Consider the following 19,955-nt stretch of genomic DNA (forward strand, 5'->3'; position numbering starts at 1 on the left):
GAACGTTCCAACGAGGTATGACCGACGTGGAGGACACGTTCTACACGGAAGACCGCTGGCAGAACTGGATCGGGCGGGTAGCCGAGGAGGAGCTCGACCCCGAGAACGAGGATTCGGCCCGCCTCCTGCTCAACCTGCAGGACGACGCCGCCATCGCCGTCGCGAAGATCATCAGTGCCTACGAGGACGACCGCCTCGACGAGGAGGCCGCCATCGACGAACTGGCCGGCATCCGCGAGATCGTCCTCGACGACGTGGAGCTAGAGGACGAGGAAAAGCGGATGCTCGTCGACGGCGTCCAGACCAGCCTCGTCTGTGTCTTCTACGCCGCCGAGGAGTTCATCGCCGCCGGCCCGGCCGAGGACGGCACCGTCGAGGAGTACGTCCACGCCGCCGCCGACGCCGAGGCCAACGAGGACTTGGACGCCGCGCTGGGCTATCTCGTCCAGGCCGGCACGCGAATCATCGACGGCGACGAACTCGACATCGCGCTGGTCGAGGATCTGGAGTACGGCCTGGTCTCGGAGTGGGTCAACGGGCTGGACAGTCTGCAGAGCGCGATGAGCGACCCCGAAGTCGTCGAGGAAGACGAGGACTGAATACCCGTCCGGGTTACGCGGTAGGCCGCTCTCCCCGCTGTCTCCGATTCTCCCGACGATCGACCTCCTCCAGTTAGCTATGGACTTCAGTCCATAGGATTATGATCGTGGGGCGAGTATCGGAGTACGGATGGCGTCCTACACGACCGTCGCCGACTGGCGGGACGTCGAAGCCGGCTACGTCGTCGCCATCACCATCCGCCGGACTGAAGCCGAGTCGTACCCGAGCGGCTGGGACTACAGCCTCCACCTCGGAGAAGTCGGGGGCGACACTGTCCTCCGCTACGACAACGCCCACGAGCGAACGAAAGGCCACGAACGCCACGTCGGAGACGATGTCGAATCCATCGATTTTCCGGGGATGCTCTCGCTTTACGACCGGTTCACGCGAGAGGCCACGGAACTATGCCCCGTCTCGTGGAACTGGCCGGAGTAGGACGCCACCGGGAGCCACACCATGCCCACGCTCAAAGTCACCGTCGGCGAACGCGACCGTCTCGACGAGCGAACGCGCCGCCGCATCGAGGCCGCACGGGAGGGAGCGGACATCGAGGACGACCAACCGACGCTGAACTTCGGCTCGTACGCCGAACTCAGTCGGCTCCTCAGCCCGAAGAACCTGGAACTACTGCAGACGGTCGCCGAACACGATCCGGAAAGCATCAGCCAGACGGCCGAGTTGGTCGGTCGGGACTACAAACAGGTCCACAGGAATCTCTCGGAACTCCACGACATCGGCGTCGTCGAGTTCGAGGGGGGCGGTCCCGGGCGGGCGAAGAAACCGATCCTGGCCTACGACGGCCTCGAAATCGACATCCCGTTCGTCGATTCGGATCGGAACGTCGGTGCGGCGGCGCCGTAGCCGGTGGCCACGTCGGGCACGCACGTCGTCGACGGCGACGAACTCGACATCGCGCTGGTGGAGGATCTAGAGTATGGCCTGGTCTCGGAGTGGGTCAACGGGCTCGATAGTTTGCAAAGCGATGAGCGACCCCGAAGTGGTCGAAGAGGACGAGGGCTGACGCGGGTCCGAGCTCGTCGACTACCGCCTCAAGCCTTCTCCAGCGTTACAAAGTACGTATTAACATCTCCAGTCTCTTCGAAGACGAGCGAGAGGACCAAGAAGTCGCCGGGAACGGGGACTCCACTTCCCATATTAGCGGTCAGCGTTATCGTCTGTCCCGTCCCCGGTGCGAGCGTCAGAGTTGAATCGAGTTGGGTTAGCCTGCTGGGAACCGAAAGATCGGTTCCTCCGATAGTGATCGACTCGGGGGGGTTGTCATTCGATCCCGACGCATAGTAGAAACTGAGTCGGGCCTCAGTGATCGTCCGATCGCCGTCGGCGGTGTTGTTGAAGCGTATTGTTATTTCATCTTTATTCGAGGATTGTTGCGTCTCGCCGGATTCCAGGACGACATCCCCCTCTTCTGCGGGATTGATCTCTTCGGCACCCCCCTGGTCGTCCGATCCGTCCGTCGCGGTAACCGCGAACCGCGTGCGCTCGTACGACTCGATGGTTCCGTTCCCGTTCAGATCACTTTTCGCCTCGACGGTGATCGTTCCGGAGCCACCGGGACGGAGGGCGACCGGCGCGCGGCCGCTACCGTCGGTGGTGACGATTCGTTCCGTGCCGCCGCCGGCGAAGGTCGCGTCGCCATCGGTGACGTTGAACGTCACGTCGGCCCCGCTGACCGGATTGTTGTAGCGGTCCCGAACCTCGACCGCAATCGGGCTGGTCCCGTTCGTGCTGATCGTCTCGTTCCCCGTGAGCCCGATCAGATACGACCCATCGGGCTGCTGGACGGTACTCGAATCCGACTGCGCTCGAAGTTCCACCGCGGCGAGGCGGAGTTCGTACCGCCGGCTCCCGTTGAACTCGATGCGGACGCTGTCGTCGCCGACCGGGTCCGTCGTCCGGACGTTCGGGTTCGCCACCACGTCCGGCGCGACGGTGTCGTTCCACGCCGACGCCGGGACGGGCGTGGGGACGGTCACGTTGAACGTCCCGCCGGTGCCGGTGACGACGACGGTCCTCGTCGCCGTCGAGACCGGATCGGCCGTCACGGAGACGGAGCGACCGGAGGCGCCGAGGTCACCGCGAACTGTCACGAGCGTGATGCGGTTCCCGCTGATCGTCGATCCCGCCGATATCGGGAGGACGCGACCCTCCGGGAGCCGATAGACGCCTTGCCCGGCGATGGCGACCGGCGAGCCGTCGAACTCGTTGTACGACGGCGTGAACGTCACGCGGTTGGTCTCGTAGGTGCCGGACGTTTGATTCCAGAACGCCCGGGTGTTGCTGGCCTCGCTGTCGACGGGGCGAATGCCGCTGACGGTGACGTTCGACGCCGACGCCGTCGAGACCGTCCCGGACGGGGCGCCGGGGTTGATGAAAATCGAGCGGGCCGGGTACGTCGCGCCGGTCTCGACCGTCGTGCTCGCGGCCGTCCCTTCCGTTCCCGCGGTCACCACGTCGTCCCGGACCGACACCATGTCGTCGGTCGCCTCCTGGTACGCGTTGAACTCGACGCGGGCGTTCTGCTGGGGAACGACCGTCGCCTGATAGATGGAGATGCCGAGAATGAGGAGGGCGAACAACAGGATTGCACCGACCTGAATGGCCTGTGCTCGGTTCGCGTCGCGAAAGCCCATCGTGCCGAAGAGCGGTCGAGCGGGTAAAAAAGCCTTGTCGCCAAAATCTCAGGCGGAATAGTGGGAACGGTTAACGGGTTCGGGCGTCGCCCTCGAACCGTGAACCGTGCCCAGTCGGAGGCGGTCGGCACCGTCCTGCTTCTCGCGATGGTGGTGATCGGCGTGAGCGTCGTCGGCTACGTCGCGTTGGGGGCGATCGAACCCGACGACAGCCCCGCAGTCGACGTCAAGTCGACGGTAACCGACAGCACGCTGGCGCTCACACACTGGAGCGGCGACAGCCTCCCGGGCGACGACCTGACCGTCGTCGTCCGGTACGGCGGGAGCGAGGAGCGCTACGACTTCGCAACCGACGGGAGCTACGGCGCGGACGCCACCTTCGATCCCGGCGACGAGTGGCGACTCGACGGGGCTGTCCCGTACGCCGTCGGCGACCGGGTCGAAGTCCGCTTGATCCACGATCCCTCGAACACCGTCCTCTTCCGGGGGCGACGGGTCGCCGCCACGCCGACGCCGACGGCGACGCCGGCGCCGCCCGCAGCCGTCGTACCAGACAAAAACGACATGATGCGACGGGACGAAGGACTGGCGTGAGCTTGACGACGCGTCTCGCCGCCCTCATCGGCACCCTCCTCCTCGCCGCCAGCGCCCTCGCCACCCTCTGGGGCGTCGCCCTCGTCGGCTGGACGCTCTGGGCCGGCCCGACCGCCACCCGCGTGATGGCCGTGATGGTCGCGTTCGGACTCGCCATCGGTCTCGGCCTGACTGGCGCCGTCGTCCGCAAGCGGGCCGCGGGCACGCTCCTGCCGTCCGACGTGGACCTCTCGGTCGGGTTCCGGGGTGGGCAGGGCGGGTTGTGAGCGAGGCCGCAGGGAGCAGCGAGGGATCGGAGGTCCCTCGGGCAGCGAGAGATCGAGGTTCTCTCGGGCAACCGGCCCACGACCGGTTACAGTCGGCGACGAAGCGACCGTGGCCTCGAAACGAGGTCAGCCTCGCCCCCGCCGAAACCACCTTCGACACCTGACGTATCGAGCATCGACAAACCCATATGGTGTCTCCTGCAATCCGAGGGTATGACCGCCGTCGGCATCGACGCAATCGAAATCTGGACGGGCAAGCTCAAACTCGACCTGGCCGAGACGTTCGCGCCGGCCAAGGGCGAGGCCCCGGAGAAGTACACGAAGGGGCTGGGGTTGGAAGCCTCGTCGTTCCCCGACACCTACGAAGACATCGTGACGATGGGGGCGAACGCGGCCAAGCGGCTGATGGACCGCAAGGGCCTCTCCCCCGACGACATCGGCCGCATCGACGTGGCCACCGAGAGCGCCTTCGACAACTCCAAGCCCGTCTCCACCTACATCGCCGGCTGTCTGGAAGAAGTGTACGACGGCGACTTCCACCACGCCAACAAGGGCGAACGCAAGTTCGCCTGCGTCGCCGGCACCCAGAGCATCGACGACGCCTACAACTGGATCAAGGCCGGCCGGCATCGTGGCCGGTCGGCGCTGGTGATCGCCACCGACACCGCGCTCTACGCCCGCGGCGATCCCGGCGAGGCCACACAGGGCGCGGGCGCCGTCGCGATGCTCGTCTCCGAGGATCCGAGCGTCGTCGAACTCTCGACCCACCAGGGCTACGGCAGCGCCGACGAGACGGACTTCCTCAAGCCCAACCAGCAGTTCCCGAGCGTCGACGGCAAGCGCTCCGTCCAGGTGTATCTCGCACGGATGCGCGAGGCGCTGACGGACTTCGAATCGGTCGCCGGCCGCATCCACTCCGACGACTACGCCTACTTCCCCTTCCACACGCCGTTCCCGGGGATGGTCCGGAAAGCCGCCCTGCTGGGCTTCCGACACATGACGCGGGATACGGAAATCGAGGACGAACTCGCGACCGAAATCGGCCGCCAGCCCCGCGAGGAGGAGTACGAGGACTGGGAGGCCTACGAGGACGCGATCCGCAGCTACATGGACGCCCTGAAGGAGACCGACACGTACAACGACTGGTACGCACGGGCCATCGACCCGACGCTCACGCTCGCACGCCGGGTCGGCAACTGGTACACCGGCTCCGTCCACGTCGCCCGCGCGAGCGCGCTCAAAACCGCGGCCGAGACGGGGCGAGCGCTCTCGGGCGAGAAACTCCTCGTCGGGTCCTACGGCTCCGGCGCACAGGCCGAGATCCACTCCGAGACCATCATGGACGGCTGGCGCGAGGAAGTCGAGGCGTTCGACATCGACGAACAACTCGCCCGGCGCTACGACCTGAGCTTCGAGGAGTACGGCCGCGTCCACGACGCCCACAACCACGAGAAAGAGCGTGAACTAGAGGAGTTCACGGTGCCGAGCGGCGAGTTCGTCTTCACCGGCTGGGGCCGGATGAACGAGCGCAAGTACGAGTACGTCGACTAGGGCAGTTCGCGGAGTTTCGCGAGCGCCGCGTCCAGATCACAGGTCGAGACGGCGAGGGCGAAGCCGTCGACCCGCGCGAGCGCCGCCGCGTGTTCCCACAGATCCCCTTTTTCCAGCCCGTGCAGGACGACGGCGTTCGGCGTCGGATTCACCACTCGAAGCGCGACCAGCGGCGACTCCCCGCGGGTCACGTCGGTGAAGACGAGCGCGCGGTTCGTGCTCTGCCCGTAGAGTCGGTAGAACTCCTCGCTCGGCAGGCGCTTGATCGCCTCGATGCTGTTGATGACGGTGTGCCCGCTGACGTGATCGCGGTCGCCGGCGACCACCTCCGTCGCGTCCATCGCCTCGTAGAAGCGTTCGAGGGGGATGGAGGTCGGATACTCCCGGAGGTCCTGGACGATGTCGCTCTCGAAGCCGGCGGAGATAACGCGGGCGTACTGACGGATGCGGCCGCCGCCACGGGACTCGTCGATGTCGAGCAGCGCGCGGACGATCCGACTGACGACGCCGATTCCGGGACTCTCCCGGCGGCCGCTCTCGTAGTCGGAGATGACGGAGGAGGACACGTCGAGCCGCTCCGCGAGCTCCGTCTGTGAGACGTCGAAGTCGGTGCGCCACTTCCGGAGCGTCGCGCCGGGATTCGAACTCAGCGTGATCTCGCCGGCGATGCGTCGGGCGAGTTCGTCGCGGGGGTCGTCGCTCATCGGTCACCCCACCGGCTCTGGGACCACACCATACCGAATGGGTGGCCGGTGAGCGCAAAAGGCTACCGACTCGGGGAACGGCCTTTAGGTGCCGCGTCCCAGAGGGAACCGATGACCGAATCCATCGACGACGAGACGGTCGACGGCCTCGCGGAGCGACTGTACGACGCCTACCGACGTGGCGACCCCCTCGACGCGGCGACGCTCCCGGATCTCGACGTCGCCGACGGCTACGCGGTCCAGCGGGCCGTGGCCGACCGCCGCGAGGTCGACGAGGGACCGAGCGTCGGCTACAAGGTCGGGTTCACCTCGGCAGCGATCCGGGAGGAGTTGGGCGTCGACGAACCCGCCTACGGGCGCGTGCTCGCCGACACCGTCCGCGAGGAGGGACGACTCGACGACGGCGACGACTTGATCGATCCGAAGATCGAACCGGAGATAGCCGTCCGACTGGCCACGCCGCTCGACCCGCCGGCGACGCCGGTCGACGCGCTGGCAGCCATCGACGCCGTGGTCCCCGTGATCGAGGTGGTCGACTCCCGGGTCGCGGACTGGGAGCTGACGGCCGGGAGCGCCGTCGCGGACAACGCCCTCGCGGCGCGGGTGGTCCACGGCGACCGAATCGCCGACCCCGCGGCCGTCGACCTCCCGCTCGAAGGCGTCGTCGTCCGCCGGAACGGCGAGCGGGTGGCCACGGGCGTCGGCGCCGACGTACTCGGGTCGCCCGCCCGCGTCGTCGCGTGGCTGGCCGAGGCGCTCGCCGACCGTGGCGAGCGACTGGCCGCCGGCGACCTCGTCTCGACCGGATCGCTCACCGAACTCGTGTCGCTCGACCCCGGCGACACCGTCGAGGCGCGCTTCGCCACGCTCGGGTCGGTGACGGTGTCGCGGGGATACTGTTCAGATTAGCGCACTTTGGTTGAGGACACCTCGAAAGCCCCCGGCGTCTCGGCTCCCGGGACTCGCTGCGCTCCTCACTACGTTGCGGTGCTTGCTTCGTCCGGGTTCGCCGAGACGCCGGCCCCTTTCAGTCCCACCCAGCGGCGGCCGGTCGGCCAGCCGATGCGGGTGGGACTGAAAGGGGCGACTCGCTGGAGGAAGGCGGCCGACGCAAGCACGCGAGCGGAGCGAGCGCGCGCAGCGAGGCCCCCGACTCCAGCGAGTCGGGGCTTTCGAGGTGCTCCCAGTTTCACCGGCTTATTTGAACACTGTCTGTCGCGGGAGCCGAGACATTCAAGCCGCTGACCGCCGACGGTCCGCTATGCCCTCGACGGTCGTCCACCTCGCCGTCGGCGCCGTCGTCGCCGCCGCGCTCCTGGGCGACGAGTTCGACCGACGATCCGTCGCCGTCGTCCTCGCCGCCACCGCCGTTCCGGACGTCGACACCTTCGTCGGGCTCTACATGCAGGGTGCTCACCGGGCGCTGTTGCACACGCTCGTCCTCCCCGCCGGGGCCGGCGCCGTCCTCGCTTACGACACGCGGATACGGCCCGGATCGTGGCTCCACGGCCGCTTCGGTCCACGCGGCGTTCGGGTGGCGTGGGTCGCGCTCGCGGCGCTTCTGATCGGTGGCATCCTCCCCGACCTCATGACCAACGGCGTCAACGCCTTCTACCCCTTCTACGACCGGTTTCTCACCGTCGACGGCGAGCTTCTCCTCTCCAATCAGCGGGGCGTCGTCCAGACGTTCGTCGACCTGTCGGCCGATCCCGAGCGGACGACCGAGAACACCCACTACTGGACGGGGGTCGATCCGACGCGCGGGAGAGAGCCCGAGAACGTCGAACGGATCTTCCCGGTGGTCCGCTCGGGGTTCCAGTTGCTCGTCGTCTTCCTCGGGGCGTTCACGCTCGGAGGGCGGTTCTGGGCGGAGCGATAGGTCGACCCGTCGCCGCCACGCTTTCATGTGACTCCGGCCACTACGCCGTGCGATGGCCTCCGACGCCGACCCCGACACCACACTCTGGTGGCTCCGACGTGACCGTCGCCTCCACGACAACCCGGCGCTCGTCGCCGCGGCCGACGCCGACCGCCTGCTCCCGGTGTCAGTCTTCGACCCGGCCCACTACGGCACGGCCGAGTACGGCGGCACGAACTCCTTCACCTACGAGAAGACGGGGGGCCGACGGACGCGATTCCGAATCGACTCCGTCGCCGACCTTCGCTCGCGACTCCGCGACCGCGGGAGCGACCTCGTCGTGCGGACGGGCGACCCCGCCTCGGTCCTCTCGACGCTCGCGGACCGTGTCGACGCCGACGCCGTCCACGTCCACACGCGCCCGACACCGGAGGAACGGGCAGTGGAGGAACGGGTCGAGGCGGCACTCGACGCCCCGCTCGTCCGCCACTGGGGGCACACCCTGTACCACCCGGCGGACCTCCCGAACGGCGTCTCGGGGGTCGACGACACCTACACCCCGTTCCGGAAGTCGGTGGAGTCGTCGGCGTCGGTGCGGGACCCGGAACCGATCCCCGAACTTCCCCCGCGGCCGTCCGGCGTCGATCCGGGCGTGCTTCCCGACGCCGCCGCCCTCGGCGTCGACACCTCCCCCGTCGACGACCGGGCGGCACTCGTCTTCGAGGGCGGCGAAACAGCCGCGCTCGGCCGCCTCGACGAGTACCTCTGGGAGACCGACGCGCTCCGCGAGTACAAGGAGACCCGGAACGGGTTGCTCGGCCGCGACTACTCCTCGAAGTTCTCGCCGTGGCTGAACGAGGGGTGTCTCTCGCCGCGGCGGGTGTACGCCGAAATAGACGAGTACGAGGACCGGCGCGTCGCGAACGACTCGACGTACTGGCTCCGGTTCGAACTCGTCTGGCGTGACTTCTTCCAGTTCCAGTTCGCCAAACACGGCGCGACGTTCTTCACGCCGGGCGGCATCCGTCACCGCGAAATCGCGTGGCGGGACGACCCCGAAGCGTTCGAGCGCTGGAGACGCGGCGAGACGGGGATTCCGTTCGTCGACGCCGGTATGCGCGAGTTGAACGCGACGGGCTACCTGTCGAACCGCGCCCGACAGAACGTCGCGTCCTTCCTGGCGAACGACCTGCGGATCGACTGGCGGACGGGTGCGGCGTACTTCGAGACGCGCCTGATCGACTACGACCCCGCGTCGAACTACGGCAACTGGGCGTACGTCGCGGGCGTGGGCAACGACTCGCGGAACCGCTCGTTCGACGTGGTGTGGCAGGCCCACCGGTACGACCCGGACGCCGAGTACGTGCAGCGGTGGGTGCCCGAACTCGACGGGCTGTCGCCGGAGGCGGCCCACGAACCGTGGACGCTCCCCGACGAGAGACGGGCGCGGCTCGACTACCCGGCGCCGATGATCGATCCGGAGACGCAGTACGGGGACTGACGATGGAAGACGGCGAGCACTGCGACGTAGTGTACGTCTGGGTGGAGGACAGTGAGAGACGCAGTCCCTCCGGCAGTCGGTCGAAGCCCGTGGACGGCGAGGGACGCCTCCTGACGGCCCCGGCCGGGGCGACGCTCCGGGACGTCCTCGTCGCGGCCGGGCTGTCGCCGTACACCCGACTCACCGAGCGGCTGAACTGCGGGGGCCGGGGACTGTGTGGAACCTGTGGCGTCCGGATCGAGGAGGGTCCGAGCGCCGAGCACTGGCACGACGCCCTCGCCGAACGGTGGGGGTATCCGCGGCTCTCGTGTCAGGTCCGGCTGGACGGGGACGCCCGAGTCCGGCTCGCCGAGAAGGTCGTCTGGGGGCGACGGAAGTCGGAGTAGCGTCGGTCGACGGCGGCTGCTCCGCGCGGCGCCGCGATCAGACCGGACGCCCGTCCATGTCCGTCCCGACGAGGTAGGTACCGAGCGTCAGAAGCGCTGCGGCGGCGACGGCAGTCAGATCGACGGACAGTGTCGTCCCGGGAAAGAGGGTCGGGTAGAACGCTGCCGTTCCCACGATCATCAGGACGATTCCGATCAGGCCACGCTGCGTGAGGCCGAGCATACGACATTGCTCGTACCGCAGTCACATAACTGATTAGCTTTCGACTGGCCCGGAGGGCGGGACCGTCGAGTCACTGTCCGTGTTCGTGGCCGACGACGAGGGCGACGACGTTCATCAGGAGGAGTCCGACGAACACCGTGGCCTGCTGGCCGTCGAGGCCACCGACGAGCAAGGGGAGATAGAGGAAGGGCAACGCGACGGCGGTCCAGAAGGCCAGAAAGCGGAGGGGGGCGACGACCACGGCGAGGCTCAGGCGAACGAGCCGTGAGTCGACGAGTTCCTGTGGGCGGGGCAGTCGGTCGATTGGGGCGGTGGGGGACGAGTTCGACATCGGGGACACCTCACTTCCCGAATGGACGGGCGGACCCATATACCCCGCCGAGCGTTGCCGTCGTTTCGGGGATTTTCATCCACGACACGCTCAGTATCGGCCAACAATCCACAGCCTCTGTTTGGCGCTAACTTTTCATACGGCTCGTTCACTCTTTTATTCAAATATAATATGAAGAATTTATATCGGCGGAGGTACGGGTCCATTACCGACCGCGAACCGGTGTTCTCTTAACGCCGGTGTCGCGTAGGTGATGACGAACGTTCATGTCGAATCCGAGCGCCACCACGGAGCGGCAAATCGACAGCAATCTGTTCATTACCGTCTCCGGACCACCGGGCTGTGGGGCGACGACGCTCACCGAGGGACTCGCGGAGGCGCTGAACTGCGGCTACGTCATCGGGGGCGACATCTTCCGTGACCTCGCCGAGGAGCGCGACCTCTCGCTGCAACAGCTCATCGCCAAGGCCGAAGAGGACGACACGATAGACCGGGCGCTCGATCAGCGGCTCCGCCGTATCGCCGAGCAGTGGGGCGCGGCGAACAAGGCGTTCATCCTCGAATCGCGGCTGGCGGGATGGCTCGCGGGCAACCGGGCCGACCTGCGCATCTGGCTCGACGCCCCCGAAGAGATCCGCATCGAGCGCCTCAGCGACTACGAGGTGAGTTACGAAATCGAGCGCCCCGCCGAGCGCGAGGACGTCAGCCTCCGGCATCTCGACGACGAGGAGGAAATCGGCCCGCTGCTCCGCGTCCGCGAGGTGAGCGAGGCCGGTCGGTACGAGAGCTACTACGGTATCGACGTGGAGGATCAGTCCTTCTACGATCTCTCGATCAACACCGCTCGGTGGGACGCCGAGACGGTGCTCGAGATGGTGCTCACGGCCATCGAAGGCTACGACCCCGAGACGGACGAGGGGGCCTTCACCACGCGCGACGTGACGCTTTAATCCTCCATCGCTCGCCGAAGCCGTGGGAGTTCGGCTCGGATGGCCCGCCGCTTGACCAGGAGGAAGCCGGCGAAGATCAGCGCGAAGCCGCCGACGGTGGCAAGGGAGAGGCGTTCCTGCAGGAAGAGCCAGCCCGCGAGCGCCGCGAACACCGGCGCGACGTAGGAGACGAGGTTGATCTCGACCGCCCCCAGCCGGTCCAGCAGGTCGAAGTAGATGAGAAAGCCGAGCGCGCTGGCCGCGAGGGCGAGATAGGCGAGCGCGAGAACCCCCTCGACGGAGAGGGTCACGTCCGCGAACGACTCGCCGAGCGCGAGCGAGATGGCGTGCATCAAGAGTGCGCCCCCGAGCATCGACCACGCCTCCATGGTCTCGATGGGGAGCGTGGCCTCGATCCGGCGAGTCAACACGGAGCCGAGGGCAAAGGACGTCGCGGCGCCGAAGACGAGCAGCTTCGCGACGACGCCGCCTGCGAGGAGCGCGTCAGGGGCGGGGCGCGCGAGGACGACGACGCCCAGCAGGCCGAGACAGAGGCCGACGACGCCGGCGGTGGTCAGACGCTCGTCGGGAAGGAACACGCGGGCAAAGCCCGTCGTCAACACGGGGCTGAGGCTGACGATGACGGCGGCGGCCGCGCTGGTGACGGCGGGGTCGGACTCGCCGAGAAAGAGCAGGACGTGATAGCCGGCGATCAGGAGCGTCGCGCCGACGACGACGAGCGTCCACTGGCCTCGTCCCGAAGGGACGGGGTCGTCGACGGCCCACACGGCGTACGCGAGCATCAGGACGCCGGCCACGTCGTATCGGATCGCCGCGAAGAGGACCGGCGGGAAGTACGCGAGCCCGGCTTTGATCGCCATGAACGCCGACCCCCAGACGGCGGCGAGGACGAGAAAGAGGGCGAGGTTGCGGTAGCGGGACACGGAGTGAGTCGGCCCGATGCGGCACTCAACGTTTCGATTCGCGGCGCCCGTCGCGGATCGCTCGCAACACGTCCTGTCGGGCGACGATACCGACGAGTCGGCCGTCGTCGGTCTCCTCGCTCCCGACGACGGGGAGCCGGTTGATGTCGCGTTCGTCGTCGGCGAGCAGATCCAGAATCGTATCGAGGTCGGTGTCGGGCGTGATCGTCACCACGTCGGCGGTCATCACCTCGCTGATGGGCCGGTTCGCGTTCTTCGCGAGGTCGATGCCGAGGTCGAGGTCGTCCCACGACACGTCGATGGCGTACGTGAGCGTCTGGGTGAACGGTGGCAGCCCGATGGGAAGCCACAGGGTTCGCTCCTCGGTCTGGAACAGGTGGACGAGGTCGTGTTGGGTGACGATGCCCACGACGGCGCCGGCATCGTCTACCACGGGGAAGCCGTTGAAGTCGGCGCGGGCCAGGCGGCCAAGCACCTCGCTCACCTCGTCGTCGGGGGCGACCGTCTCGACGTCCGTCTCCATCAGATCACGGGCGGTCAGAGCCATGCGATGAGGGAGGACGGTGAGCGGCGTAGGTTTTGCGGGTGCGCCGCGCCGTACGTTTAAGTAACCCGACCGCAAAAACGGAGTATGGCCGTTCACGGCCGTTCGACGCTCCGGGACCTGTTCGACGACTCGCCCACGCCCCACATCGCGCACCCGCCGCGCACCCACCATCGACACTTCTACGTCGCCACCGACGGCTCCTACCGAGCCGAGGGTGGGGGACTCGGGGCAGTCATCGAGGCACGCGACGGGACGCGGGTCGCCCGACTCGCCCTCCCCGACACACCGCCGGACAACAACGTCGCGGAGTATCGGGCGCTCCATCTCGGACTCGACGTACTCGCCGCGCGGGCACCGCCGGACACCCGGGTCGGCGTCCTCGTCGACCACGACGACCTGGCAGCGAACGTCAACCACACCGTGCTCACCGCGGACCATCCGGACTGGGAGCCGACGGGACCCATCGACGTGCCGGCGCGAAGCGAGTACCACTGGCGCGGCATCCGCGCCCGCATCGGCGACTTCGAGGAACTGCGGGCGGCACGCATCGACAGCCGCGTCAACCCGGCGCATCCGCTCGCGAACGCACCCGAACGGTACGCTCACGTCAACGGCCGCGAGGATCGATGCGTCCTTCCGGACCGGAACCGGGGGCACGCGCCGACGCCGGAGGACGCGACGACCGAGATCCCGCCGCCGTCGCGGGCGGAGCGCCGCGCGAGCGACTGACCTACTCGTCCCGTTCCTGGGCGTCGACGACGGCGACGCCCGCGAGGTTGACGATGTCTTTCACCTCGTCGCCCCGCTGGAGGACGTGGACCGGCTTGTCCATGCCCACCAGCATCGGCCCGATGGCGTCCGCGCCGCCGAGCCGTTGTAACAACTTGTACCCGATGTTCCCCGCCTCCAGATTCGGGAAGATCAACACGTTCGCCGGCTCCTCCAAGTCCGCGAAGTCGTAGGTGCCCTCCAGAATGTCCTCGACCACCGCGGTGTCGGCCTGCATCTCGCCGTCGACCGGGAAGTCCACCTCGGGGTCCTCGCGGAGCATCTCGGCGGCCCGTCGGGGCTTGCGCGTCCCCGGGTTGTCGACGCTCCCGAAGTTGGAGTACGAGAGCATCGCGGCCCGCGGTTCGACGTTGAACCGGCGGGCGAGTTCGCCCGTGTGGCGCCCGATTTCGGCCAACTCGGCCGCACCGGGGTCCTGGTTGACCGTCGCGTCGGCGACGAAGATCACGCGGTTCTTGAACGTGAGCATGTAGACGCCGGCGGCGTACTCCGCGTCCTCGGCGGTGCCGATGATCTGGAGCGGCGGCCGCAGCGCGGACGGGTAGTGATGCATCAGGCCGGTCAGCATCGCGTCGGCGTCGCCCATCTCCACCATTACGCTCCCGAGGTAGTTGCCGTCGCGGACGAGTTCGTTCGCCTCGCGGCGGGTGACGCCCTTCCGTTTCCGGAGTTCGTACAGGCGCTCCGCGTAGGAGTCGAGTTCGTCGGTGGCGGGGTCGACGATTTCGGGGTCGAAATCGAGGCCGAGGTCGTCCATCGTCTCCCAGATGGCCTCGCGGTCGCCCAGCAGGACGGGCTGGGCGATACCCTGATCCGTGATCTGGTAGGCGGCGCGGATCATCTTCTCGTCGGTACCCTCGGCGAGGACGACCCGCTTGGGGTCGGTCTTGGCCTTGTTGAGGACGACCCGCATCATCTCGCGGGACTTGCCGAGTCGCGCCTCCAGCTCCTCGCGGTAGGTGCTGAGGTCGATGGACTTGCGGGCGGCGTCGCTCTCGATGGCCGCCTGCGCGACGGCGGGCGCCACCTCGAACATCACCCGCGGGTCGACGGGTTTGGGGAGGATGTACTCGGGGCCGAACTGAAGCGGCTGGTCGCCGTACGCCTTCACGACGGCGTCCGGGACGTCCTTGCGCGCGAGGTCCGCGAGCGCGCGGGCCGCGGCGACTTTCATCTCCTCGTTGATCTCCGTCGCCCGCACGTCGAGTGCCCCCCGGAAGATGAAGGGGAATCCGAGGACGTTGTTCACCTGATTGGGGTAGTCGGAGCGTCCCGTGCCGACGACGACGGTGTCGTCGCGGGCCTCCTTGGCCTCGTGGTACCCGATTTCGGGTTCGGGGTTGGCCATCGCGAAGATGATCGGGTTCTCGGCCATCGATCGCACCATCTCCGGGCTCACGATGCCGCCGACGGAGAGACCGACGAACACGTCGGTCGCCTCCATGGCGTCGGCCAGTCCTCCCTCGGCGCGGTCCTGCGCGAAGCGGGCCTTGTACTCGTTGAGTTCGCCGGCGTCGACCCGGTCGGTCGTGATGATCCCCGAGGAGTCACACATGGTGACGTTGTCGCGGGCGACGCCGAGGGAGACGAGGAACTCGGCGGTGGCGATGGCGCTCGCACCCGCGCCGGAGATGGTCACCGTGAGGTCTTCGAGGGTTTTCCCCACGATGTCGGCGGCGTTGACGAGGCCGGCGCCGATGATGATGGCCGTGCCGTGCTGGTCGTCGTGGAAGACGGGGATCGACATCTCCTCGCGGAGGCGCTCCTCGATTTCGAAACAGTCGGGCGCCTTGATGTCTTCGAGGTTGATCCCGCCGAACGTCGGTTGCATCGCCTTCGTCGCCGTGATCACGTCCGCCGGATCGTCGAAGTCGAGTTCGATGTCGAAGACGTCGATGTCGGCGAAGCGCTTGAACAGGACGCCCTTCCCCTCCATGACGGGTTTGGAGGCCTGCGCGCCGATGTCGCCGAGGCCGAGGACGGCCGACCCGTTGGAGATGACGCCGACGAGGTTCCCTTTCGCCGTGTAGTCGTAGGCGAGGTCGGGGTCCTCGTGGATGTCCGAACACGGCGCGGCCACGCCGGGGGAGTACGCCAGACTCAGATCCCGCTGTGTGTTCGTCGGCTTCGTCGTCGAAATCTCTATCTTGCCGGGAGGATCCTGTCGATGATACTCCCTGGCGTCGTCGTCGAGTCCCATAACCGCGACCACAAGTGGGGTAGATAAAAAGCTATCCGTGGCACGTCGATCATTACATTCGTCGATTGTCGTTCAATCCGGCGATCGGACGCCCCGGATAGTCCGCTGGCGGCGGGCCGTCACGGGCGTCGACGGCACTCGACCGTGAACCGACGCTCTCCCAGTTCGTGGGGACGGTCGGACAGGTCTAAGTACGCATAGCCCCGAAGCGCGCGTATGAGCCTCCGCGACCGGGTTACGTTCCCTCGTTTCGCCGCGTTCACCACGGGGCTGACCCTCACGCTCGTCATGCTCGGCGTCTACACCGCCGCGACGGGATCGGGACTGGCCTGCTCGGCCCAGTGGCCCCTCTGTGACAACGGGCTACTTCCCCAGACCATCCCGAGTTTCATCGAGTGGTTCCACCGCCTCGTCGCCATGATCACCGGCTGGTTCATCGTCGGCACCGCGATATGGTCGTGGCGTCGCCCCGAGACGGGGACCCGCCTCACCGCGACGCTCGCGACCCTCCTCCTGCCGCTCCAGATCAGCATCGGCGCCGTCACCGTCACGCTCAACGGTATGCTCCCGACGGGGTACTCCCCGCCGACGCAGGGCGCCCACCTCGTCGTCGCGCTCACCATCTTCTCGCTGCTCGTGTGGACGGCGCTGTCCGCACGGACGAACGGCGACCCGCCGCTCCCCCGCGTCCGTCGGGCGCTCCTCGTCGCCTTCGGCGCCCTCGTCGCGAGCATCCTCGCCAGCCGTGTCTTCACGCCGACGCCGTACGGCCCGGCCGGACAGGCCCTCTTCTACGGCACCTCGCTGCTCGCCGTCGCCGCGCTCATCGCCGCGACCCGATGGCTCGCCGCCTCCTCCGTTCCGCGGCTCCGGTTCGCGACCGGAACGGCGCTTGGGCTGCTCTTCGTCGGCAGCCTGCTCGGCCGTGATCTCGTGTTCTACACCCCGACCGTCCGCCTCGTCAACGCGGCCGTCTTCCTGCTCGCCGGCGCCCTCGTCGCCGCCACGGCGGTCCTCGTCAGCCGGGCACGTCCCGACGGACGGGCCGGCAGCGTGGTGAGTTCGGACTAGAACTCGGTGACGACTTCCACGCCCGTCGTCTCGTACTCCGTCATCGCCGCCAGCCGCTCCGGCACCTCCGCCAACGACACTTCGCGGCGAACGAGCCGGCCGGGTTCGATCTCTCCCGACTCCAGCAAGCGAAGCAGTTCGTCGTATCGCGTCGGCGGCATCCCGCGCGCGCCCTTGAAGTCGGCCTCCATCATCGCCATCCGCTCGACGGGTAGGGACACCTCGCCACGCTCCTCGTCCGTCGTCAACCCGACCTGGACGTGCGTGCCCCGACGCCGCAACGAGAACACCGAGTTGCGACACGTCTCGGCCACCCCGAGGGCGTCGACGGAGACGTGCGCGCCGCCGTCGGTCGCGCCCCGAACCGCACCCGTCACCGCTCGACCGTCCTTCCCATCGGCGTTCACGACGGCGTCGGCGCCCAACTCGGTCGCCAGGTCGAGCGCCGCATCACGGATGTCGACCGCGACCACCCGTGCGCCCAATGCGTCGGCGATGTGGACCGTCGAGAGACCCACGCCACCACAGCCGTGGACGGCGATCCAATCGCCCGCGCCGACGTCACCGCGCGCCGTCAGGGCGTGGAAGGCGGTCATGAACCGGCAGCCGAGCGCAGCCATGTCCCGCGCCGAGACGCCGTCGGGGAGGTGCATGGCGTTGTAGTCGGCGTACGGAACGTGGACCTGTTCGGCGAACGCGCCCTGTGCCTCCCGCTGGAACCCGAGAGCGAGACCGTCCTCACAGACGTTGCCGTGGCCGCTCAGACACTGCGGACACGAGCCGTCGCCGAGGTTGAACGGGACGGCGACGCGGTCACCCTCGGCGACGCGTTCGACCCGGTCGCCGACGGCGACGACGCGACCCGCCGGTTCGTGGCCGAGGATCTGCCCGTCGGCGACCGCGTCGCCGACCCACTCGCCGTGTCCCTGCCACGCGTGCCAGTCGCTCCGGCAGACGCCGCAGGCCTCGACGTCGACGACGACGCCGTGCGGATCGGGATCGGGTGCTTCGACGTCGGTGATCTCCAGCGGTTCGCCGTGTTCCCGGAGGACTGCGGCTCGCATACTCGACGCCACGCCACCACGGGTCAAAAAGGATTGCTCACATGAAATCCGAGAGACCGGACTGGCCGTCGTCGGCGTCCGCTTCGGTATCGGAATCGGCAGTGGCAGTCTCGCCGTCGGCCTCGTCCACGACACTGCCGTCGTCCGCCGCGTCGGCGTCCGCTTCGGTATCCACGGTCCCGTCTGTCGTCACCGCGCCCCCGAACGCCCCCGAGTGTTCCTCCATCTCGGCCTCGCGAAGCTCCTCGGCGTCCGCGACGATGGACTCCACTTTGTTCGTCGTCTCGCCACTCCCGGTGACGAAAGACACCGCCGCCTCGTCGAGGCCGTAGTAGGCGGCCATCGCTACCGTCAGTTCACGGGGCTTGCAGTGGTGGGTCATCGCCGCGAGGAAGGGAATGACCTCGCGGCGAGCGGTCGCCATGCTGAATCCGCCGTTCTCGGCCACCTTGCGGACCACCTCGTCGGCCGTCGAATCGGAGGACGGCCAGAACTGCGGCCGGTTGAACCGCGTCCATCCACCCTTCGATCCGTCGCGGGACGCCGCCACGCCGCCAGCGAGGGCGTCGGTCGCGTACCGCCAGTAGCCGTACTCCTGGCTGGCGCGTACCCGCCCCAGCCACCGGTCGGCGTTCGCGAGGTGGTCGTACGCCCGCGCGAGTTCCGCCCCGTCGTACACTTTGGTGACGTTCTCGGCGATCCACTTCGTCAGGTCGTCCGGCGTCTCGTCGACGCGGTACGCGGAGCCGATGGCCTCCTCGGGGGACTCCTCTTTCAACACCGCATCGAGGAAGGGAAAGACCCCGAGACTCCGATCGCGGTCGCTCGTCACCACGTCGTCGACCGTCAGGCGACGGTCATCCTCCGCGGCCGCCTGCAGGTCGTTTACCGCCGAACGCAGGTCGCCGTCGTTGATTTCGGCGATGCGATCCAGGGCGTCGGCCTCGAACTCGACGTCCTCGCGCCGGCAGATGTCCCGGAGGACGGGGACGATGGAGCGCGCCGACACGTCGCGGAATTCGATTTCACGGCAGGCGTTGCGCAGCCCCCGACCCATGTCGTAGTAGTCGTTGGCGATCAGAACGATGGGCTGGCCGGCGTCTTTCACCACGCGCGTGACTGCGCTCGCCCCGCCGCGGTCGTAGTTGCCGTGGATGTTGTCGGCCTCGTCGAGGATCACGAGCTGTCGACCGTCGTCGTCACCGCCGCCGACCGATCCGACGAGCGTCGCGTTCTGCGCCGCTCGCCCCGCGAAGCGTTCGATCACGTCGGCCGTCCGCTGGTCGGAGGCGTTGAGTTCGACCGTCTCCCACCCCATGTCGGTCGCCAGCGCGTGAGCCGCCGACGTCTTGCCGACGCCCGGACTCCCGTGGACGACGACTGCCTCGCGGTGGTCGTCCCACGTCTTCGCCCACTCCGCCAGCGCGTCGCGGGCCTTGTCGTTCCCCCGGACCGCCGACAGCGTCGATGGGCGGTACTTCTCCGTCCAATCGGTCATTACCGGACGAAGGCGCGAAGCGCGTTTAGTGGTTGCGCTCGCCTACCCGCCGGTGTTTCGACGATCGAACTGGGTGGCGAATCCGTCGTCCGTCTCGTCGCTGGAGACGATGGTGTCGCCACCGGATTCGACGAGATAGAGGGCGTCGAACGTCGTGAACCCGTGCTCCTCGACGTACGTCGCCGCCGCGACTGCAGTTATCGTTGCGAGCGAAGAGACATCGTACCTGTCGCTACCGGGTCAGCGCC

Annotated in this window: 22 protein-coding genes and 1 pseudogene; 14 read left to right on the top strand and 9 right to left on the bottom strand. The window is 67.8% G+C overall.

Annotated features, from left to right (window positions below):
- The first annotated feature begins 17 nt into the window (after positions 1-17).
- The 4 genes and pseudogenes from DU484_RS16180 to DU484_RS16195 all read left to right on the top strand — a co-directional run.
- Positions 18-599 carry a DUF2150 family protein gene (locus DU484_RS16180; protein ID WP_114586969.1) on the top strand — a complete coding sequence of 194 codons (582 nt, stop codon included), beginning with the start codon at positions 18-20 and terminating at the stop codon, positions 597-599.
- 130 nt (positions 600-729) lie between these two features.
- Positions 730-1,035, top strand: coding sequence for a toxin-antitoxin system TumE family protein (locus tag DU484_RS16185; protein WP_114606448.1), 306 nt, complete (start codon positions 730-732; stop codon positions 1,033-1,035).
- A gap of 21 nt (positions 1,036-1,056) precedes the next feature.
- The gene (locus tag DU484_RS16190; RefSeq protein ID WP_114586971.1) at positions 1,057-1,461 is read left to right on the top strand and encodes an HVO_A0114 family putative DNA-binding protein; all 405 of its coding nucleotides are present in this window, start codon (positions 1,057-1,059) and stop codon (positions 1,459-1,461) included.
- A gap of 3 nt (positions 1,462-1,464) precedes the next feature.
- Positions 1,465-1,621 (top strand): annotated as a pseudogene (locus DU484_RS16195) (DUF2150 family protein); the annotation flags it as partial.
- Positions 1,622-1,649: 28 nt separating this feature from the next.
- On the opposite strand, the gene DU484_RS16200 reads toward DU484_RS16195, so the two are convergent.
- Complete coding sequence (locus tag DU484_RS16200) at positions 1,650-3,251, bottom strand: Ig-like domain-containing protein (RefSeq protein ID WP_114606449.1); 1,602 nt, start codon at positions 3,249-3,251, stop codon at positions 1,650-1,652.
- A 99-nt stretch (positions 3,252-3,350) separates the two neighbouring features.
- Between DU484_RS16200 and DU484_RS16205 the strand changes: the two genes are divergently transcribed.
- From DU484_RS16205 to hmgB, 3 genes are all read left to right on the top strand, one after another.
- Positions 3,351-3,845, top strand: coding sequence for a type IV pilin N-terminal domain-containing protein (locus tag DU484_RS16205; RefSeq protein ID WP_114606450.1), 495 nt, complete (start codon positions 3,351-3,353; stop codon positions 3,843-3,845).
- Positions 3,842-4,111 (top strand): hypothetical protein, encoded by a 270-nt coding sequence (locus DU484_RS19640; RefSeq protein WP_157969384.1) that lies wholly within the window; start codon positions 3,842-3,844, stop codon positions 4,109-4,111. Before DU484_RS16205 ends, DU484_RS19640 begins: the two co-directional genes overlap by 4 nt.
- A gap of 213 nt (positions 4,112-4,324) precedes the next feature.
- Positions 4,325-5,662, top strand: a complete 1,338-nt coding sequence (gene hmgB / locus DU484_RS16215; protein WP_114586975.1) for a hydroxymethylglutaryl-CoA synthase — start codon at positions 4,325-4,327, stop codon at positions 5,660-5,662.
- On the opposite strand, the gene DU484_RS16220 is transcribed toward hmgB, so the two are convergent.
- On the bottom strand, positions 5,659-6,366 hold the full coding sequence (locus DU484_RS16220; protein ID WP_114606451.1) for a helix-turn-helix domain-containing protein: 708 nt from the start codon (positions 6,364-6,366) through the stop codon (positions 5,659-5,661). The genes hmgB and DU484_RS16220 overlap by 4 nt on opposite strands.
- Before the next feature lie 111 nt (positions 6,367-6,477).
- Between DU484_RS16220 and DU484_RS16225 the strand changes: the two genes are divergently transcribed.
- From DU484_RS16225 to DU484_RS16240, 4 genes are all read left to right on the top strand, one after another.
- Entirely contained in the window at positions 6,478-7,275 is a 798-nt protein-coding gene (locus DU484_RS16225; RefSeq protein WP_114606452.1) for a 2-keto-4-pentenoate hydratase, read from the top strand.
- Between the two features lie 352 nt (positions 7,276-7,627).
- Complete coding sequence (locus DU484_RS16230; protein WP_114586978.1) at positions 7,628-8,245, top strand: metal-dependent hydrolase; 618 nt, start codon at positions 7,628-7,630, stop codon at positions 8,243-8,245.
- 52 nt (positions 8,246-8,297) lie between these two features.
- Complete coding sequence (locus DU484_RS16235) at positions 8,298-9,725, top strand: DASH family cryptochrome (RefSeq protein ID WP_114606453.1); 1,428 nt, start codon at positions 8,298-8,300, stop codon at positions 9,723-9,725.
- A gap of 2 nt (positions 9,726-9,727) precedes the next feature.
- Positions 9,728-10,111: a 2Fe-2S iron-sulfur cluster-binding protein gene (locus DU484_RS16240; RefSeq protein ID WP_114586980.1), complete on the top strand. Its 384-nt coding sequence runs from the start codon at positions 9,728-9,730 to the stop codon at positions 10,109-10,111.
- Between the two features lie 37 nt (positions 10,112-10,148).
- Here DU484_RS16240 and DU484_RS16245 read toward each other — a convergent pair whose 3' ends face one another.
- On the bottom strand, positions 10,149-10,334 hold the full coding sequence (locus DU484_RS16245; RefSeq protein ID WP_114586981.1) for a hypothetical protein: 186 nt from the start codon (positions 10,332-10,334) through the stop codon (positions 10,149-10,151).
- Positions 10,335-10,404: 70 nt separating this feature from the next.
- Entirely contained in the window at positions 10,405-10,665 is a 261-nt protein-coding gene (locus tag DU484_RS16250; RefSeq protein WP_114606819.1) for a hypothetical protein, read from the bottom strand.
- A gap of 266 nt (positions 10,666-10,931) precedes the next feature.
- On the opposite strand from DU484_RS16250, the gene cmk reads away from it, so the two are divergent.
- The gene (gene cmk / locus DU484_RS16255; RefSeq protein ID WP_114586982.1) at positions 10,932-11,615 is read left to right on the top strand and encodes a (d)CMP kinase; all 684 of its coding nucleotides are present in this window, start codon (positions 10,932-10,934) and stop codon (positions 11,613-11,615) included.
- On the opposite strand, the gene DU484_RS16260 is transcribed toward cmk, so the two are convergent.
- Both DU484_RS16260 and DU484_RS16265 read right to left on the bottom strand, forming a co-directional pair.
- A complete protein-coding gene (locus tag DU484_RS16260; protein ID WP_114586983.1) occupies positions 11,612-12,538 on the bottom strand; it encodes a DMT family transporter in 927 nt (308 codons plus the stop codon). The two genes, cmk and DU484_RS16260, sit on opposite strands and share 4 nt — an antisense overlap.
- Before the next feature lie 25 nt (positions 12,539-12,563).
- Positions 12,564-13,085 (bottom strand): CBS domain-containing protein, encoded by a 522-nt coding sequence (locus DU484_RS16265; RefSeq protein ID WP_114606454.1) that lies wholly within the window; start codon positions 13,083-13,085, stop codon positions 12,564-12,566.
- 84 nt (positions 13,086-13,169) lie between these two features.
- On the opposite strand from DU484_RS16265, the gene DU484_RS16270 reads away from it, so the two are divergent.
- Positions 13,170-13,814, top strand: coding sequence for a ribonuclease H family protein (locus DU484_RS16270; protein ID WP_114586986.1), 645 nt, complete (start codon positions 13,170-13,172; stop codon positions 13,812-13,814).
- A gap of 1 nt (position 13,815) precedes the next feature.
- Here the strand turns inward: DU484_RS16270 and DU484_RS16275 are convergent, their stop codons facing one another.
- Entirely contained in the window at positions 13,816-16,074 is a 2,259-nt protein-coding gene (locus DU484_RS16275; protein WP_114606455.1) for an NADP-dependent malic enzyme, read from the bottom strand.
- Between the two features lie 216 nt (positions 16,075-16,290).
- Between DU484_RS16275 and DU484_RS16280 the strand changes: the two genes are divergently transcribed.
- A complete protein-coding gene (locus DU484_RS16280) occupies positions 16,291-17,145 on the top strand; it encodes a COX15/CtaA family protein (RefSeq protein WP_114586988.1) in 855 nt (284 codons plus the stop codon).
- Here the strand turns inward: DU484_RS16280 and DU484_RS16285 are convergent.
- Both DU484_RS16285 and DU484_RS16290 read right to left on the bottom strand, forming a co-directional pair.
- A complete protein-coding gene (locus tag DU484_RS16285) occupies positions 17,142-18,209 on the bottom strand; it encodes a zinc-dependent alcohol dehydrogenase family protein (RefSeq protein ID WP_114586989.1) in 1,068 nt (355 codons plus the stop codon). The two genes, DU484_RS16280 and DU484_RS16285, sit on opposite strands and share 4 nt — an antisense overlap.
- Positions 18,210-18,246: 37 nt before the next feature.
- The gene (locus DU484_RS16290; RefSeq protein ID WP_114586990.1) at positions 18,247-19,707 is read right to left on the bottom strand and encodes a replication factor C large subunit; all 1,461 of its coding nucleotides are present in this window, start codon (positions 19,705-19,707) and stop codon (positions 18,247-18,249) included.
- Between the last annotated feature and the right edge of the window lie 248 nt (positions 19,708-19,955).

The sequence above is a fragment of the Haloplanus rubicundus genome, from assembly GCF_003342675.1.
Taxonomy (GTDB): domain Archaea; phylum Halobacteriota; class Halobacteria; order Halobacteriales; family Haloferacaceae; genus Haloplanus; species Haloplanus rubicundus.

Coding starts and splice junctions, on each gene's coding strand:
- DU484_RS16225 (WP_114606452.1), top strand. CDS start 6,478: ATGACCGAATCCATCGACGACGAGACGGTCGACGGCCTCGCGGAGCGA.
- DU484_RS16190 (WP_114586971.1), top strand. CDS start 1,057: ATGCCCACGCTCAAAGTCACCGTCGGCGAACGCGACCGTCTCGACGAG.
- DU484_RS16200 (WP_114606449.1), bottom strand. CDS start 3,251: ATGGGCTTTCGCGACGCGAACCGAGCACAGGCCATTCAGGTCGGTGCA.
- DU484_RS16285 (WP_114586989.1), bottom strand. CDS start 18,209: ATGCGAGCCGCAGTCCTCCGGGAACACGGCGAACCGCTGGAGATCACC.
- DU484_RS16235 (WP_114606453.1), top strand. CDS start 8,298: ATGGCCTCCGACGCCGACCCCGACACCACACTCTGGTGGCTCCGACGT.
- DU484_RS16270 (WP_114586986.1), top strand. CDS start 13,170: ATGGCCGTTCACGGCCGTTCGACGCTCCGGGACCTGTTCGACGACTCG.
- DU484_RS16230 (WP_114586978.1), top strand. CDS start 7,628: ATGCCCTCGACGGTCGTCCACCTCGCCGTCGGCGCCGTCGTCGCCGCC.
- DU484_RS16265 (WP_114606454.1), bottom strand. CDS start 13,085: ATGGCTCTGACCGCCCGTGATCTGATGGAGACGGACGTCGAGACGGTC.
- DU484_RS16180 (WP_114586969.1), top strand. CDS start 18: ATGACCGACGTGGAGGACACGTTCTACACGGAAGACCGCTGGCAGAAC.
- DU484_RS16240 (WP_114586980.1), top strand. CDS start 9,728: ATGGAAGACGGCGAGCACTGCGACGTAGTGTACGTCTGGGTGGAGGAC.
- DU484_RS16185 (WP_114606448.1), top strand. CDS start 730: ATGGCGTCCTACACGACCGTCGCCGACTGGCGGGACGTCGAAGCCGGC.
- hmgB (WP_114586975.1), top strand. CDS start 4,325: ATGACCGCCGTCGGCATCGACGCAATCGAAATCTGGACGGGCAAGCTC.
- DU484_RS16220 (WP_114606451.1), bottom strand. CDS start 6,366: ATGAGCGACGACCCCCGCGACGAACTCGCCCGACGCATCGCCGGCGAG.
- DU484_RS16280 (WP_114586988.1), top strand. CDS start 16,291: ATGAGCCTCCGCGACCGGGTTACGTTCCCTCGTTTCGCCGCGTTCACC.
- DU484_RS16250 (WP_114606819.1), bottom strand. CDS start 10,665: ATGTCGAACTCGTCCCCCACCGCCCCAATCGACCGACTGCCCCGCCCA.
- DU484_RS16290 (WP_114586990.1), bottom strand. CDS start 19,707: ATGACCGATTGGACGGAGAAGTACCGCCCATCGACGCTGTCGGCGGTC.
- DU484_RS16275 (WP_114606455.1), bottom strand. CDS start 16,074: ATGGGACTCGACGACGACGCCAGGGAGTATCATCGACAGGATCCTCCC.
- cmk (WP_114586982.1), top strand. CDS start 10,932: ATGTCGAATCCGAGCGCCACCACGGAGCGGCAAATCGACAGCAATCTG.
- DU484_RS16245 (WP_114586981.1), bottom strand. CDS start 10,334: ATGCTCGGCCTCACGCAGCGTGGCCTGATCGGAATCGTCCTGATGATC.